Here is a 14,171-nt window from a genome sequence, read left to right as displayed (position 1 = left end):
TCACCTCCGATCCGGAGCGAGGCCGTAGCCAACCAGGGCGCCTGCACACATCAGATCAGTCAGGTTGGCGGCTAGGTCAAAACGAGGATCGGCGATCAGGGCTGCTTGCAGCGCCGGGAGAACCGGTTCCCCGTCAGCCAACGCCTGAATGAATTCGAAGCTGCCGCGCGGAATTGACCGAACCTCAACATTGGCGAGCGGTCGAACAATCAGCACATCCTCGCCGCCGGCCGCTAGATCGACCGGAGCCGGAATGCCTTCGCCTACATTCATCCGCCAGATCGTCAGAGCCGGGAATTGCGAGCGGACGAGGCGCAGCGAAGGATGCAGCGCAAGCCGGATCGCCGGAAGCTGGTCGGGCGCTATTGTTGTGAACACCTCGGGGGCAAGCGGCGAAGCCTCGGGTCCATGATAGGCCTCCGCCCAGGCGCGCTCAATGCGTGCAACATCGGCCAGATAGGGCAGCGCGGCGGCCGGCTCGAAGGCCCGGATGAAATCCGCAAAGCCGGCGCCATACTCGAGCAGGATCGGCGAGCGCGGCGGCTCGGCTGCGGCATAGGCCCGCGCCATCGCGCAAAAGAATTCGTCGCCGACCAGTCGGCGCACGGCCGGGAACCCATCCTTGAGCGCCTCGATCAGGCTGGCCACGACATTGTTTCGATAGACAGCAAAGCGCTTCGGGCTCGGCTCGCCATCCGGACCGACCAGACCATGGGGAATCGGCAGCGCAGGATTTAGCAGAGCCGCCGCGAAGTCGCCTTGTCGTTCAGCGAGCGGTCGCATGACAGACGGCCTTTGCTTGGGCTGCAACCATGATCGCCTCGGCGCGATCGGCTTCGTCTTTTAGCACGGGCCAGGGCGGTACGTCCGCATCCCACTCGATCAGCGTGGGAATCGGCCCCATACGCGCAGCAGCATGGGCGTAGAGATCCCAGACCGTGTCGTCGACCGGGCGATTATGAGTATCGATCAGAAGGGGGCGGCCCTTGTCATCGGCATCGCTCGTGTGGCCGGCGAGATGGATTTCCTGGACATGAGCGAGCGGATAAGCGTCGATATAGGCGAACCGATCCCACTGCTGATTGGTCGAGGCGACGTAGACGTTATTGACGTCGAGCAGCAGGCCGCACCCGGTGCGCCGCACCACCTCCGCGATGAAGTCGATCTCCGAGTAGGTGCTGTCGGCGAAGGTGAGATATGTTGATGGATTCTCCAGAAGCATCTGCCGGCCAAGAGCATTCTGGACCTGCTCGATGTGCTCGACGACGCGGGCGAGTGCTTCGCCGGTGTAAGGGAGTGGCAGCAGATCGTTGAGAAATGCGCTGTCATGCGATGACCAGGCCAGGTGTTCGGAGAACAGTCCCGGCGCGTAGCGCCTGACCAGTTGCTTGACACGCTCGATATGCATTTGATCAAGCGGCCGATCGGCGCCGATCGAAAGCCCGACGCCGTGCAGCGAGAGCGGATATCGCTCGCGAATAGCCGACAAATAGCGGTGCGGCGGGCCGCCCGCGCCCATGTAGTTTTCCGCATGGACCTCGAAGAATCCAATGTCGGGCCGCTGCTCGACGATCGTGCGGTAATGCTCTGCCTTCAGCCCGACGCCGCCACGCGCCGGGATGCGGTCATGGGTGCTTGACGATGGAAGTGGCACGGCAGACCTCCAATCGGAGAGGGAGCGGACGACGCCATCGTCCGCCCAAGCCAAACTCTCAAGCCTTCTTCGGGGTCAGGCTTCCCGGTCCGCTCGGCGTCTGGACCGTCGTGCAGGTGCCCTTCGGCTCAAGCTTGAACGCGTTGCCCTGATAGTTCACCGTGCTGGTGCCGGCGCAGGTCGTACCCGGCCCCGCATAGCAGTCGTTCTGCCCCTTCAGCGCCACGCCGTAGCATTTCTCCATCTTGCCGCCTTTCAGCGCCTTCATGGTCTTGGCCTGATTTTCCTTCATCATTTTTTCCATGTCGCCCTTCCCCATCTTTTCCATGCCACCTTTCATCTCTGCGGTGGCCGGGGTGACGGTGAGCGATGCGATGGCCGTGACGAAGGCGCCGGTAACAAGTGCCGATAGCATGCGATTGGACATATGTGTTCCTCCGGGGCTTGCTTTGCGAGCCTGTGCAAGGTTGCTTGCGGCGCGCCGAGGCGGCCGCCTAAGGAAAGTTCGGCCGAAGGGCAGAAAGGTTACCTGGCAAGGAGGATTTTCGGCGGCGCCACAAGCAGCCCCCGTATTGGCGCGACGTTGCGTGTGCACCCGTGACCAACTGGAGGGAGATAATGCTGGATCGAATCGTTGACAGCATCGTAGCTCACGTGACTCACTTCACACTTCACTGCTCCGGAGCGGAACCCAATTGACCGGTCCTGAACTCAAGAAATTGCGCGAAGATCTCGGCGAGGCGATCGGGCGGAAGCTCACGGCGGCCGACATGGCGAAGCTGTGCGGATTGCCGGACGTCGGCGGCGCCGACACGATCCGCCGATGGGAGGTCTCTGGCCCGAGCCCGCAGGCCGCCGAGCTGCTGCGCGTGCTGGCGATGGCGAGCGAGCGCTATCCGATCCTCGAGAAGTTCGACGTGTTCAATCGCCACGACGTCGCCGAGAAGGATCGCCCGGCGCGCCGGCTCGCATTTCGCGAACAGATGCGCGACGACGTGCGCCGCCGGCTTGGTTAAGCAAAGCTTACCTGGTTAAGAAAGCCTTCACGCGAGCCTCGCGTTAAGCCTCCCTTCAGCCCTCGTTAAGCGTCCGTTAGGCACAAGAAAGCGTTTCCGTGCCAACGGGTTGGGTTAGCGGCCGCTGTCGTCATCGGGTGGCAGCATTTTATTCAAATTGGATCTAACTGCGCGGCCTAAGGATGGCGCCGACAAGCGGCGTCTCCCCATGACTTGTCCGGAGACTGACCCCCAATGAAGAAGTTCCTGCTCGCAACCGTCGCCCTCGCAGCCACCGTCGCCGCCCTGGGCGCGACCGCCCAGGCCGCCGACCTCGGCGCCCGCTCCTATTATCAGAAGGCGCCGCCGGCGCCCGTTTACGCCGCACCGCTCTACAACTGGACCGGCTTCTATATCGGCGGCCATCTCGGCGGCGTGTTCTCGAGCAACAACACCTTCAACGGGCTAGCGCTCACCGACTCCAGCGCCCGCTTCATGGGCGGCGTGCAGGCCGGCTACGACTGGCAGCTGTCGCCGAACTGGGTGGTCGGCCTCGAAGGCCAGTATTCCTGGGTCGGCAACCACCAGCTCAACGCGATCTTTCCGAACGGCCTCGTCTACAACAACAACCAGCGCGGAATCGCGTCGGTCACCGGCCGCGTCGGCTACACCTGGGGCCCGGGCCTGATCTACGTGAAGGGCGGTTACGCCTATTCCGACAACAACGAGTCCGTGACGTTCGGCGGCGTGCCGGTCGCCTTCGCGCTCAGCGACAATCACAGCAACGGCTGGACCATCGGCGCCGGCGCCGAATACATGTTCGCCCCGAACTGGTCGGCGAAGGTCGAGTACCAGTATTACGACTTCGGCGACAGCCGGTTCACCAGCCCGGCATCATTGGTGCCGTTCGGCAGTTTCCATAATGACGAGCACACGGTGAAGGCCGGCCTCAACTACCGCTTCAACCTCGGCGGCCCGGCGGTCGCCCGCTACTGAGAACACGCATCACAACCAGGCGTGGAAAAGGCCGGCTCACGCCGGCCTTTTTGCGTTCGAATACGTGCATCGATTCCGGTACGCGGAAGAAAGCGGCAGCGGGCCTCCGACGCCCAAAAATCGCGCAGCGCGCCGCAATTTGCCCGATTTTGTTAACCGGCCACAACGATACTGCCGCGCGAGGAACATCCAAGGGCAGTGACCACGGGGGACACGGGGGCAATGGCGTTTCGGTTCAAGCTCGGCAAACTCAATCTCAAGCGTATCCGCCTTCCGCAGATGGGCGTCAGGGGCAGCCTGTTCGCGGCATTCGCTGTCATTGCAGGCATGGCGCTGGTCATCAGCGCCGGGGCCGGCGTGGTGCTGCACCAGCTCGGCAGCGCGATGACCAATCTCAGCGGCCGCGACATACCGCGGCTTGCCGCCAGCCTGCAACTCGCTGCGCAGAGCGCCGCGCTCGCCGCCCAGGGACCCGGCCTGCTCGCCGTGCAGACCGACGATGCGCTGGCCGAGCGCACCAAGAAGGTGCAGGAAGTCGCCCAGCTCACCAACGCCAAGCTTGGCGAGATCATCAAGCTCGGCGCCGACAAATCCGTCGTCAGCGCGCTCCAGGACAACGTCAAGAACACCGACGATGCAACCAAGAGCCTGATCTCGGCGGCACGCGAGCGGCTCGACATCGGCGCGCTGCGCGACAAGCAATACAACACGCTGCGCAAGGCCCAGGCAGCCTTCGTCTCGGCCGCCAATCCCGCGATGCTCGACGCGCAGACGCGGCTCAACGCGATCCTCGCGTCGGCCGAAGTGTCCGCGGATGACGCCACCGCGGCGGCCCGCACCGTCGGCCAGATCAGCAACGTGCTCGCCGCCGGCAATCTGATGGCGGCCGACATGACCGCGGCACTCTCGGCCAATTCCAGCGAGACGCTGGATGCGATCGAAACCGAATTCAAGGCCGGGCGCGAACGCGTCAAGTCCAATCTGGAAGACCTGCCCAACAATCCGGCGATCGTCGCCGTGCGGGACACCGCGCAGAAGCTGCTGGCGCTCGGCGAAGGCAAGACCGGCGTGTTCAAGGTCCGCCAGAAGGAGCTCGACTCGATCGACTACGGCCAGACCATCCTGGAAGAAACCCGCAAGCTCAATGTCGGCCTCGGCATCAGCGTCCAGCAGCTGGTCGATGCCGTTCAGAAGGACACTGACACCTCGACCTCCCAGGCGCGGCAGCAGATCTCGTTCGCGACCATGGTGATGATCGCCCTCGGCGCGCTGACGCTGGTCGGCTCGTTCCTGTTCGTCTGGCTGTATGTCGGGCGCAACATCCTGCGCCGCATCCGCGGCCTGCAGCGCTCGATGCAGCTGTTGTCCGACGGCGACCTCGACACCGAGATCCCGCAGAGCCGCCAGCGCGACGAGATCGCCGTGATGGCCGACGCGCTGCAAGTGTTCCGCGAGAGCATGCTCGAGGGCCGCGAGCTCTCGGCAAGCCAGAACAAGGACCGCATCGCCAAGGCCGAACGCGCCTCGCGTATGGAGACGCAGATCACCGAGTTCGAATCCATGGTCCGCACCGCGCTCGGCAGCCTGCAGTCCGCGGCGAACTCGATGCAGTCGACCGCGCAGAGCATGTCGGCGACCGCCGACCAGTCCAGCGCGCTGGTGAGCGCGGTTGCTTCGGCAGCAGAGGAAACCTCGGTCAACGTGCAGACGGTCTCGGCCGGCACCGAGGAGCTGTCGTCGTCGATCTCGGAAATCGGCCGCCAGGTCGTCACCTCCGCGGAGATCGCCCGCAAGGCGGTGGAAGAAGCCCGCGCCACAGACAGCACGATGCAGGGGCTGGCCGACAACGCCGCGCGCATCAGCGTCGTGGTCGATTTGATCCAGACCATCGCGTCGCAAACCAACCTGCTGGCGCTCAACGCCACCATCGAGGCCGCGCGCGCCGGGGAAGCCGGCCGCGGCTTCGCCGTGGTCGCCTCCGAGGTGAAGAACCTCGCCAGCCAGACCGCGAAGGCGACCGAGGAGATCCGCCAGCAGATCGTCAGCATGCAGGAGGTGACGACCACGGCGGTCTCGGCGATCCGCAACATCTCGAGCACGATCGGCGAGATCAACGACGTCACCACCGCGATCGCCGCCGCGGTCGAAGAACAGGGCGCGGCGACCCGCGAGATCGCCCGCAACATCCAGCACGCCGCCGGCGGCACCAGCGAGGTTTCGAGCAACATCGTCGGCGTCAGCAACGCCTCCTCGGAAGCCGGCGCCGCCGCCGGCGAAGTGCTGAACGCCTCCGACGCACTGCGCCGCGAGGCCGACGTGCTGCGCTCGGAGATCGACAGCTTCCTGTCGAATATCCGCGCGGCGTAAGAGCAGCGCCGATCCGTCGTTCCGGGATGGTCCGAAGGACCAGACCCGGAACCTCGAGATGGTTCGCCTCTTCGAGGCGCCCCGGAATGACCGGCGATATCGGCGACGCGCCGTAGCCCGGATGGAGCGAAAGCGTAATCCGGGGCCGCTCTTGGGGATCGACAGATCCCGGATTGCGCTTCGCTCCATCCGGGCTACGGAATTTCGGCTCCTGCCATCCGATTCCCCCGGATCGCCATCCTGATTTTTCGGCTGGCGCGGCCGGCCGTGTCCCGCTAAGCCGGTAGCATGCATTCGAAGATCGACAGCATCCACTCCTCGGCAGAGGCATTGCGATACCCTTGGGAGAACCATCCCGGCCATGATCAGGTCGTGGAGGTGGCGCCCGGCGTGCTCTGGGCGCGGCTGAAGCTGCCGTTCCGCCTCAACCATGTGAACATCTACCTGCTCGCCGACGGCGACGGCTGGACCATGGTGGACTCCGGCTTCGGCAACGAGGAATCGATCGCGGCCTGGACCACGCTGTTCGAGGGACCGCTCAAGCACGTCAAGGTCACCCGGCTGATCGTGACGCATTCGCACCCCGATCATGTCGGTCTCGCCGGCTGGATCACCGAGCGCTTCAACTGCCCGCTGTTCATGTCGCAGGTCGAGTATCTGCAGTCGGTCTATCACCAGAACCGCGGCACCGAGGAACGGCGCAACGCACAGCGGCTGTTCTTCCGCCGCCACGGCATGGACGAGGACCTGACCGAAAAGCTGCTCGGCCGCGGCCAGGACTATCTCAAGCGGGTGTCGGTGCTGCCGCCGTCCTATCACCGCCTCACCCATGGCGACGAGGTCGTGATCGGCGCGCGGCGCTTCAAGGTGATCACCGGCGGCGGACACGCGCTCGACCAGGTGATGCTGTATTGCGCGGCGGACAAGCTGTTCCTCTCCGCCGACCAGGTGCTGAGCAAGATCTCGCCCAATGTCAGCGTCTGGGCGGTCGAGCCCGAGCAGAATTCGCTCGGCGAATATCTGGCCTCGCTGGCGAGCCTCACCACGACGCTGCCCTACGACGTGATGGTGCTGCCCGGCCATGGCGTGCCGTTCTACGGGTTGAAGACCCGGATCAAGCAGCTCGCCGATCACCATGAGGAGCGCTGCCGGCTGATCGCGGACGCCTGCCGCGAGGTGCCGCAGACCTCCAAGGAGCTGGTGCCGGTGGTGTTCCACAAGCACGTGCTGGACGCTCACCAGATGGGCTTTGCCGCCGGCGAATTGATCGCCCACGTCAATTACATGCTGGTCGAAGGACGGCTGACGGCCGAGGCGGCCGACGGGGTGCTGCGCTTCCGCACCACCTGAGCGCGCCCGCGATGCGGGCAAATTGGCCCCCTCATCGCGCCGATTTGATCGAAATCAAGCCTGACCGGCTCGCTAGGCAATTTGCCCAATGCGCCCGCGTGGCCAAATGTGGGCGAGCGCATGGACATTGGAGCTGGAAAAGCTCTAAGAAGAAGGAGCAACTCCGGTCAGGTTCCAGGTTCGCCGATGGACTACAGCCAGTTCTTCAACGCCGCCCTCAACCGCCTGCATGACGAGCGGCGCTACCGCGTCTTCGCCGACCTCGAGCGGATCGCGGGCCGCTTCCCGCACGCGACATGGCATTCGCCCAAGGGCCAGCGCGATGTCGTGATCTGGTGCTCCAACGACTATCTCGGCATGGGCCAGCACCCGAAAGTGGTCGGCGCCATGGTCGAGACCGCAACCCGGGTCGGCACCGGCGCCGGCGGCACCCGCAACATCGCCGGTACCCACCATCCGCTGGTGCAGCTCGAGGCTGAGCTCGCCGATCTCCACGGCAAGGAAGCCGCGCTGCTGTTCACCTCGGGCTATGTCTCGAACCAGACCGGCATCTCGACGATCGCAAAGCTGATCCCGAACTGCCTGATCCTGTCGGATGCGCTGAACCACAACTCGATGATCGAGGGCGTTCGCCAGGCCGGCTGCGAACGCCAGATCTTCCGCCACAACGACGTCGCGCATCTCGAAGAACTGCTGATCGCCGCGGGCCCCGACCAGCCGAAGCTGATCGCCTGCGAGAGCCTTTATTCGATGGACGGCGACGTCGCGCCGCTCGCCAGGATTTGCGACCTCGCCGAGAAATACGGCGCCATGACCTATGTCGACGAGGTTCACGCCGTCGGCATGTACGGTCCGCGCGGCGGCGGCATTGCCGAACGCGACGGCGTGATGCACCGGATCGATATCCTCGAGGGCACGCTGGCAAAGGCCTTCGGCTGTCTCGGCGGCTACATCGCCGGCAAGGCCGAGATCATCGACGCGGTGCGCTCCTACGCGCCCGGCTTCATCTTCACCACCGCGCTGCCGCCGGCGATCTGCTCGGCCGCGACCGCCGCGATCCGCCATCTCAAGACCTCGAACTGGGAGCGCGAGCGCCACCAGGACCGCGCCGCCCGCACCAAGGCGATCCTGACCGCCGCCGGCCTGCCGGTGATGTCGAGCGACACCCACATCGTGCCGCTGTTCGTCGGCGATCCCGAGAAGTGCAAGCGCGCCTCCGACCTGCTGCTCGAGGACCACGGCATCTACATCCAGCCGATCAACTATCCGACGGTCGCCAAGGGCACCGAACGGCTGCGCATTACGCCCTCGCCTTATCATGACGACGGCCTGATCGACGCACTGGCGGACGCGCTGCTGCAGGTCTGGGAACGGCTCGGCCTGCCCCTCGGCAAGAAGGCGCTGGCGGCCGAGTAACCCTATCCTGTCCTGATCCCGAAATCGGGCCGGTCGCGCAGTGCGCGGCCGGCCCATTGCGTCTATAATCCCGCACGCGGCCCTTTCCCGGGCCGGGAAGGGAGATGAGCAGCCAATGCTGCACGACTGGGGCGTGATCGTCACGGCGTTCGCGTACATCGGACTGCTGTTCTTCGTAGCCAGCCGCGGCGACAGGATGTCGCCCGACGAGCGCGGCCGTGCCAGCCAGTGGATCTATCCGCTGTCGCTCGCGATCTACTGCACCTCCTGGACCTTCTTCGGCTCGGTCGGCTTCGCGACCCGCACCAGCGTCGACTTCCTCGCGATCTATGTCGGCCCGATCATCATGGTCGGGCTGTTCACGCCGCTGCTGCGCCGCGTGATCGCGCTGGCCAAGTCGCAGAACATCACCTCGATCGCCGACTTCATCGCCGCGCGCTACGGCAAGAGCCAGGCGGTGGCCACGACGGTGGCGCTGATCGCGATCATCGGCTCGGTGCCCTATATCGCGCTGCAGCTGAAGGCGATGGCCTCCTCGCTGGAGACGATCCTGAGCGAGGACCAGGCCTTCTCCAAGGTTCCGATCATCGGCGACATCGCACTGATGGTGACGCTCGCAATGGCGGTGTTCGCGGTCTTGTTCGGCACGCGCCACACCGACGCGACCGAGCACCAGCACGGCCTGATCCTGGCGATCGCCGCCGAATCCATCGTCAAGCTGGTCGCCTTCATTGCCGCCGGCGCCTTCGTCACCTTCTGGATGTTCTCGCCGGTCGAGCTCTACGAGCGCGCCCTGAAGACGCCGGAGGCGGTGCGCGCGATCGAATATGTGCCCTCGATCGGCAACTTCCTGATCATGACGCTGCTGTCCTTCGTCGCCGTCATGCTGCTGCCGCGCCAGTTCCATGTCAGCGTGGTGGAGAATTCGACCAGCGCCGATGTCAGCCGGGCGCGCTGGCTGTTCCCGCTCTATCTCATCGCGATCAACGTGTTCGTCATTCCAATCGCGATCGCGGGCCTGATCGTGTTCCCGTTCGGCGCCGTCGACGCCGACATGTTCGTGCTGGCGCTGCCGATCGAGGGCAATTCGCCGCTGCTCAGTCTCGCCGTGTTCGTCGGCGGCCTGTCGGCCGCGACCGCGATGGTGATCGTCGAATGCGTTGCGCTGTCGATCATGGTCTCCAACGACATCGTGCTGCCGCTGGTGCTGCCGCGCAGCGACGATGCCCGTGCCGGCCAGAGGGATTTCGGCGACTTCCTGCTGAAGGCGCGCCGCTTCTCGATCTTCGCCATCATGGTGATGGCCTATTTCTACTATCGCGCGCTCGGCAACACCCAGCTTGTCGCAATCGGCCTGTTGTCCTTTGCCGCGATCGCTCAGCTCGCGCCGGCGTTCTTCGGCGGCCTGTTCTGGCGCCGTGCCACCGCCCGCGGCGCGATGGCCGGCATGCTGGTCGGCTTCGCGATGTGGCTCTACACGCTGTTCGTGCCGAGCTTCCTCGAAACCTCCACCGCGGGCCTGATGCTGCTGCAGCACGGGCCGTTCGGGATCGAAGCGCTGCGGCCGCAGGCGCTGTTCGGCGCCGATCTGCCGCCGCTGCTGCACGGCGTGCTGTGGAGCCTCGGGCTGAACATCCTCACCTACGTCCTGTTCTCGCTGGCGCACGCGCCGTCATCGATCGAGCTGCTGCAGGCCGACTTGTTCGTGCCCAATGCGCTGGCTCCGATCGCCCCGACCTTCCGGCGCTGGCGCAGCACCGTGACGGTGCAGGACATCCAGAGCACGGTGGCGCAGTATCTCGGCCCCGACCGCGCCCGGGAGGCATTCGCCGTCTTCGCTGCCGATCGCAACGGCGTGCTCGAACCGGCGGCGCCGGCAGACTTCGAGCTGTTGCAGTATGCCGAGCGGCTGATCGCCTCGTCGATCGGCGCGGCGTCGTCGCGCCTGGTGATGTCGCTGCTGCTGCAGCGGCGCACCGTATCGGCCAAGGCCGCGCTGAAGCTGCTCGACGACTCCCATGCCGCGCTGCACTTCAATCGCGAGATCCTGCAGACCGCGCTCAACCATGTGCGCCAGGGCATCGCCGTGTTCGACGCCGACCTGCAGTTGATCTGCTCCAACCGCCAGTTCAGCGAGCTGCTGGCGCTGCCGCCGCATCTGGTGCAACTCGGCATCCCGCTGCCGGAGATCCTCGAATGCATGGGGGCGGTCAACCCGCCGGCGGCCGGCAACAACGACGGCCTGCTGGAGCAGCGGCTGCGTGCCTACACCACCGAGGGCGAACCCTATCTGGAACGCTTCACCGATCGCCATCTGGTGATCGAGGTGCGCGCCAATCGCATGCCGGGCGGCGGGCTCGTCATCACCTTCTCCGATGTCACGCCGAGCTTCGAGGCCGCCGAGGCGCTGGAGCGCGCCAACGCGACGCTGGAAAAGCGAGTGCGCGACCGCACCGAAGAGCTGACCCAGCTGAATTCGGAACTTGCGCTCGCCAAGAGCGCGGCCGAAGACGCCAATGCGTCCAAGACACGCTTCCTCGCCGCCGCCAGCCACGACATCCTGCAGCCGCTCAACGCGGCGCGGCTCTATGTGACGAGCCTGGTCGAGCGCCAGAACGGCGGGGAAGATTCGCGCCTGGTCGAGAACATCGACGATTCACTCGAGGCGATCGAGGACATCCTGGGCGCGCTGCTCGACATCTCCAGGCTCGATGCCGGCGCCATGACGCCGTCGATCTCGAGCTTCAGGATGGCCGACCTGATGCGGTCGCTGGAGATCGAATTCGCGCCGATCGCCCGCGACAAGAGCCTCGATCTCCGCTTCGTCCCCTGCTCGCTGCCGGTCGAATCCGACCGCTCGCTGCTGCGCCGGCTGTTGCAGAACTTCATCTCCAACGCGATCAAATATACCCCGCGCGGCCGCGTGCTGGTCGGCTGCCGCCGCCGCGGCGATCGGCTCCAGATCGGCATCTACGACACCGGCGTCGGAATCCCCGTGCAGAAGCGCGGCGAGATCTTCAAGGAGTTCCATCGCCTCGAACAGGGCGCCCGGATCGCGCGCGGCCTTGGCCTTGGATTGTCGATCGTCGAGCGGCTGGCGCGGGTGCTCAACCACCGCATCGCGATCGATGCCAATACGAGCGGCGGCTCGGTGTTCTCGGTTACCGTGCCGATCGCGACAGCGATCAACTATACCGCGGCGGTCACCAGCGTCACGCCGATGTCGAAGACAACGATGAGCGGCGCGCGGATCGTCTGCATCGAGAACGATCCCGCCATCCTCGACGGCATGAGGACGCTACTGACGGCGTGGGACGCCGAGGTGATCGCGGTGACCGATTCGGAGGCCGCCATCGGCGCGATCGAGGCTGCGGGCGGCCGCGTCACCGGCGTGCTGGTCGACTACCATCTCGACCGCGGTAACGGCGTCGCGGCGATCCGCGAGATCCGCCGCCGCTTCGGCGACAACATTCCGGCGATCCTGATCACCGCCGATCGCAGTCCCGCGGTGCGCGCCGCGGCGCGCGAGGAGAGTATCGCAGTGCTGAACAAGCCGGTCAAACCGGCCTCACTTCGCGCGCTGCTCGGGCAATGGCGCACCCAGCAGATGGTCGCGGCCGAGTGAGCGCAGCGGCGCAATCCGGGCGCGCATCTCGCTCTAGATCGTGATGCGATTAGATCGAATCGCATCATGATCTCGTCTCTTTGTTTGAGCATGACCTTTTCGGAAAACCGGTTTCCGCTTTTCCGGATCATGCTCTAAAGCGCGATGAGATCAGGTTGAATTGGCGCCGCAAAGGGCGCTGCGCTCCCTCCCGCAGGCGCAGGGCAATCGTATATGCTGATCATGCTGCGCGTCCGGTGCCTGCGGTTCGGTTAGTCTCCCCGCAAACTCGTCATGCCCGGGCTTGTCCTGGGCATCCACGTCTTTGGTTTTTCCGTGTGAAGAAGGACGTGGATGGCCGGGACAAGCCCGGCCATGACCACACGGAAACGTCAGCCCAGAGTTCGCGGACGTCATATGCGATTGTCCTGCCCGCAAGCGGGAGAGGTGAAGCGAGCCTGCGGACGGGCCGACTCAACCAAGAATCACATGCTCCAGCGCAAGATCATCAAGCGCTGGTTCAGTTCGGTCCCATTCTGGCCGACGCCGGGTGCCCTGGCACTTGAAAGCGCTTGCCTGTGTCGATGACGTTTGTTCCGTCGACCTTGAGGATTGAGAAGTCCTGGTTGAGGTAGTTCCCGACCAGGATGTATTTTCCGTCGGGCGTGAAGGCCGCAGCCTCAGGCAGTCCGCCGACTTCGATATCTCGGATCTTGGTCACTTTCTTGCCGTCGATCTTCAGGACCGAGACGCTGCCGTTCTTCTCATGGAAGAACGCATTCTTCATGTTCGAGCCGCGCAGGATCACCGAGACTGCGAGATCCCCCTTCGGGCTGACGGCAAGCCCCTCCGGTCCATCGCCGACCACCACGCGATCGATGATGCGCGGCGGCTTCGCTTCGAGATCGATGACGCTGGTCGTGTCGACGCTACCGTCCGACGCGCCTGCGTTGCCATTGTCCGAGGTCAACGCGATCTTGCTGTTCGGGGTCACTGCGACGTTGTAAGGCCATTGGCCGGCCGGCAGGTCTATCTTGGTGTAGGTGACTTTGTCGCCGGTGATATCGAGCACCGATATCTTGTGCGCGGGAAAACGCGCGACCAGCGCGCGCTTGCCGTCTGGCGCGAACGCGACATGCGCGACACTGTCAGGCATCGGTATCGTGTCGGTGATCTTGACGTCAGTGCCGCTGACCGAAAGTACGCTGATCGAATTGTCCCCGCGGTTGGCAACCAATGCCATCTTGCCATCGGGACTGAAGCTCAACCCCGATGGCTGCTTTCCGCCGGTAATGGTCGCTGCCAGCTTGGGCGGAGTCGCCTTGAGATCGATCACATAGATCTTGTTGTCCGGCACCTGCTTCAGAGCGTCGCCTTGCCTCACTACGTCGACCGAGTCCGCGACCAGCGCCACTGTCCCGGTCGGATCGATAGCGACGTTGACCGGGGGGCCGACCACCGAGTTCTTCAATGGGAGAGAAGCCGCAATCTTCGGGTTCTCGGGATCGGCGAGATCGACGATCAGCACTTGATCCTTGCCGGGCGCTGACAGCACCGGCTTGCCGTCGTCGTCCCACAACAGCTTCTCGTCGAGGCCGACGATCATCAGCGGTTTGGCGTGAGCGCAGTTGAAAGAGCCGGCACCGAGAAGGATTGCCGCAGCCAGAGACAATCCGGCGACACGAGTTGCAGAGATCATGGCGTTCTCCCCAAAAGCACACGGCCTCTCACGGGCCGATGCCGGGCAGGATACTCGGTTTTCGACCGATGCGCACTTTGAGTGGAGAGC

Annotated in this window: 10 protein-coding genes; 6 read left to right on the top strand and 4 right to left on the bottom strand. The window is 64.8% G+C overall.

Annotated features, from left to right (window positions below):
* From MTX19_RS06180 to MTX19_RS06170, 3 genes are read right to left on the bottom strand one after another with little or no spacing between them, the layout of a single operon-like run.
* On the bottom strand, positions 1-783 hold the full coding sequence (locus MTX19_RS06180; RefSeq protein WP_280982862.1) for a DNA-binding domain-containing protein: 783 nt from the start codon (positions 781-783) through the stop codon (positions 1-3).
* Positions 767-1,654, bottom strand: coding sequence for a DUF692 domain-containing protein (locus MTX19_RS06175; RefSeq protein WP_280982861.1), 888 nt, complete (start codon positions 1,652-1,654; stop codon positions 767-769). Before MTX19_RS06175 ends, MTX19_RS06180 begins: the two co-directional genes overlap by 17 nt.
* 58 nt (positions 1,655-1,712) lie before the next feature.
* The gene (locus MTX19_RS06170; protein ID WP_280973963.1) at positions 1,713-2,081 is read right to left on the bottom strand and encodes a DUF2282 domain-containing protein; all 369 of its coding nucleotides are present in this window, start codon (positions 2,079-2,081) and stop codon (positions 1,713-1,715) included.
* 268 nt (positions 2,082-2,349) lie between these two features.
* On the opposite strand from MTX19_RS06170, the gene MTX19_RS06165 reads away from it, so the two are divergent.
* The 6 genes from MTX19_RS06165 (at position 2,350) to MTX19_RS06140 (ending at position 12,403) form a co-directional block, all read left to right on the top strand.
* Entirely contained in the window at positions 2,350-2,670 is a 321-nt protein-coding gene (locus MTX19_RS06165; RefSeq protein WP_280973964.1) for a hypothetical protein, read from the top strand.
* A gap of 234 nt (positions 2,671-2,904) precedes the next feature.
* A complete protein-coding gene (locus tag MTX19_RS06160) occupies positions 2,905-3,645 on the top strand; it encodes an outer membrane beta-barrel protein (protein ID WP_280982860.1) in 741 nt (246 codons plus the stop codon).
* Positions 3,646-3,867: 222 nt separating this feature from the next.
* A complete protein-coding gene (locus MTX19_RS06155) occupies positions 3,868-6,012 on the top strand; it encodes a methyl-accepting chemotaxis protein (protein ID WP_280982859.1) in 2,145 nt (714 codons plus the stop codon).
* 288 nt (positions 6,013-6,300) lie between these two features.
* A complete protein-coding gene (locus MTX19_RS06150) occupies positions 6,301-7,362 on the top strand; it encodes an MBL fold metallo-hydrolase (protein WP_280982858.1) in 1,062 nt (353 codons plus the stop codon).
* A gap of 186 nt (positions 7,363-7,548) precedes the next feature.
* Positions 7,549-8,778 (top strand): 5-aminolevulinate synthase, encoded by a 1,230-nt coding sequence (gene hemA / locus MTX19_RS06145; RefSeq protein ID WP_280982857.1) that lies wholly within the window; start codon positions 7,549-7,551, stop codon positions 8,776-8,778.
* A 115-nt stretch (positions 8,779-8,893) separates the two neighbouring features.
* A complete protein-coding gene (locus MTX19_RS06140; protein ID WP_280982856.1) occupies positions 8,894-12,403 on the top strand; it encodes a hybrid sensor histidine kinase/response regulator in 3,510 nt (1,169 codons plus the stop codon).
* 499 nt (positions 12,404-12,902) lie between these two features.
* On the opposite strand, the gene MTX19_RS06135 is transcribed toward MTX19_RS06140, so the two are convergent.
* The gene (locus tag MTX19_RS06135; protein WP_280982855.1) at positions 12,903-14,081 is read right to left on the bottom strand and encodes a YncE family protein; all 1,179 of its coding nucleotides are present in this window, start codon (positions 14,079-14,081) and stop codon (positions 12,903-12,905) included.
* Positions 14,082-14,171: the final 90 nt, after the last annotated feature.

Origin of the sequence: Bradyrhizobium sp. ISRA464, assembly GCF_029910095.1 — a bacterium.
Classification (GTDB): domain Bacteria; phylum Pseudomonadota; class Alphaproteobacteria; order Rhizobiales; family Xanthobacteraceae; genus Bradyrhizobium.
Note: the sequence above shows the minus strand (reverse complement) of the source record. Positions and strands in the feature narration are given on the sequence as shown.

Coding starts and splice junctions, on each gene's coding strand:
- MTX19_RS06155 (WP_280982859.1), top strand. CDS start 3,868: ATGGCGTTTCGGTTCAAGCTCGGCAAACTCAATCTCAAGCGTATCCGC.
- hemA (WP_280982857.1), top strand. CDS start 7,549: ATGGACTACAGCCAGTTCTTCAACGCCGCCCTCAACCGCCTGCATGAC.
- MTX19_RS06140 (WP_280982856.1), top strand. CDS start 8,894: ATGCTGCACGACTGGGGCGTGATCGTCACGGCGTTCGCGTACATCGGA.
- MTX19_RS06160 (WP_280982860.1), top strand. CDS start 2,905: ATGAAGAAGTTCCTGCTCGCAACCGTCGCCCTCGCAGCCACCGTCGCC.
- MTX19_RS06180 (WP_280982862.1), bottom strand. CDS start 783: ATGCGACCGCTCGCTGAACGACAAGGCGACTTCGCGGCGGCTCTGCTA.
- MTX19_RS06135 (WP_280982855.1), bottom strand. CDS start 14,081: ATGATCTCTGCAACTCGTGTCGCCGGATTGTCTCTGGCTGCGGCAATC.
- MTX19_RS06150 (WP_280982858.1), top strand. CDS start 6,301: ATGCATTCGAAGATCGACAGCATCCACTCCTCGGCAGAGGCATTGCGA.
- MTX19_RS06170 (WP_280973963.1), bottom strand. CDS start 2,081: ATGTCCAATCGCATGCTATCGGCACTTGTTACCGGCGCCTTCGTCACG.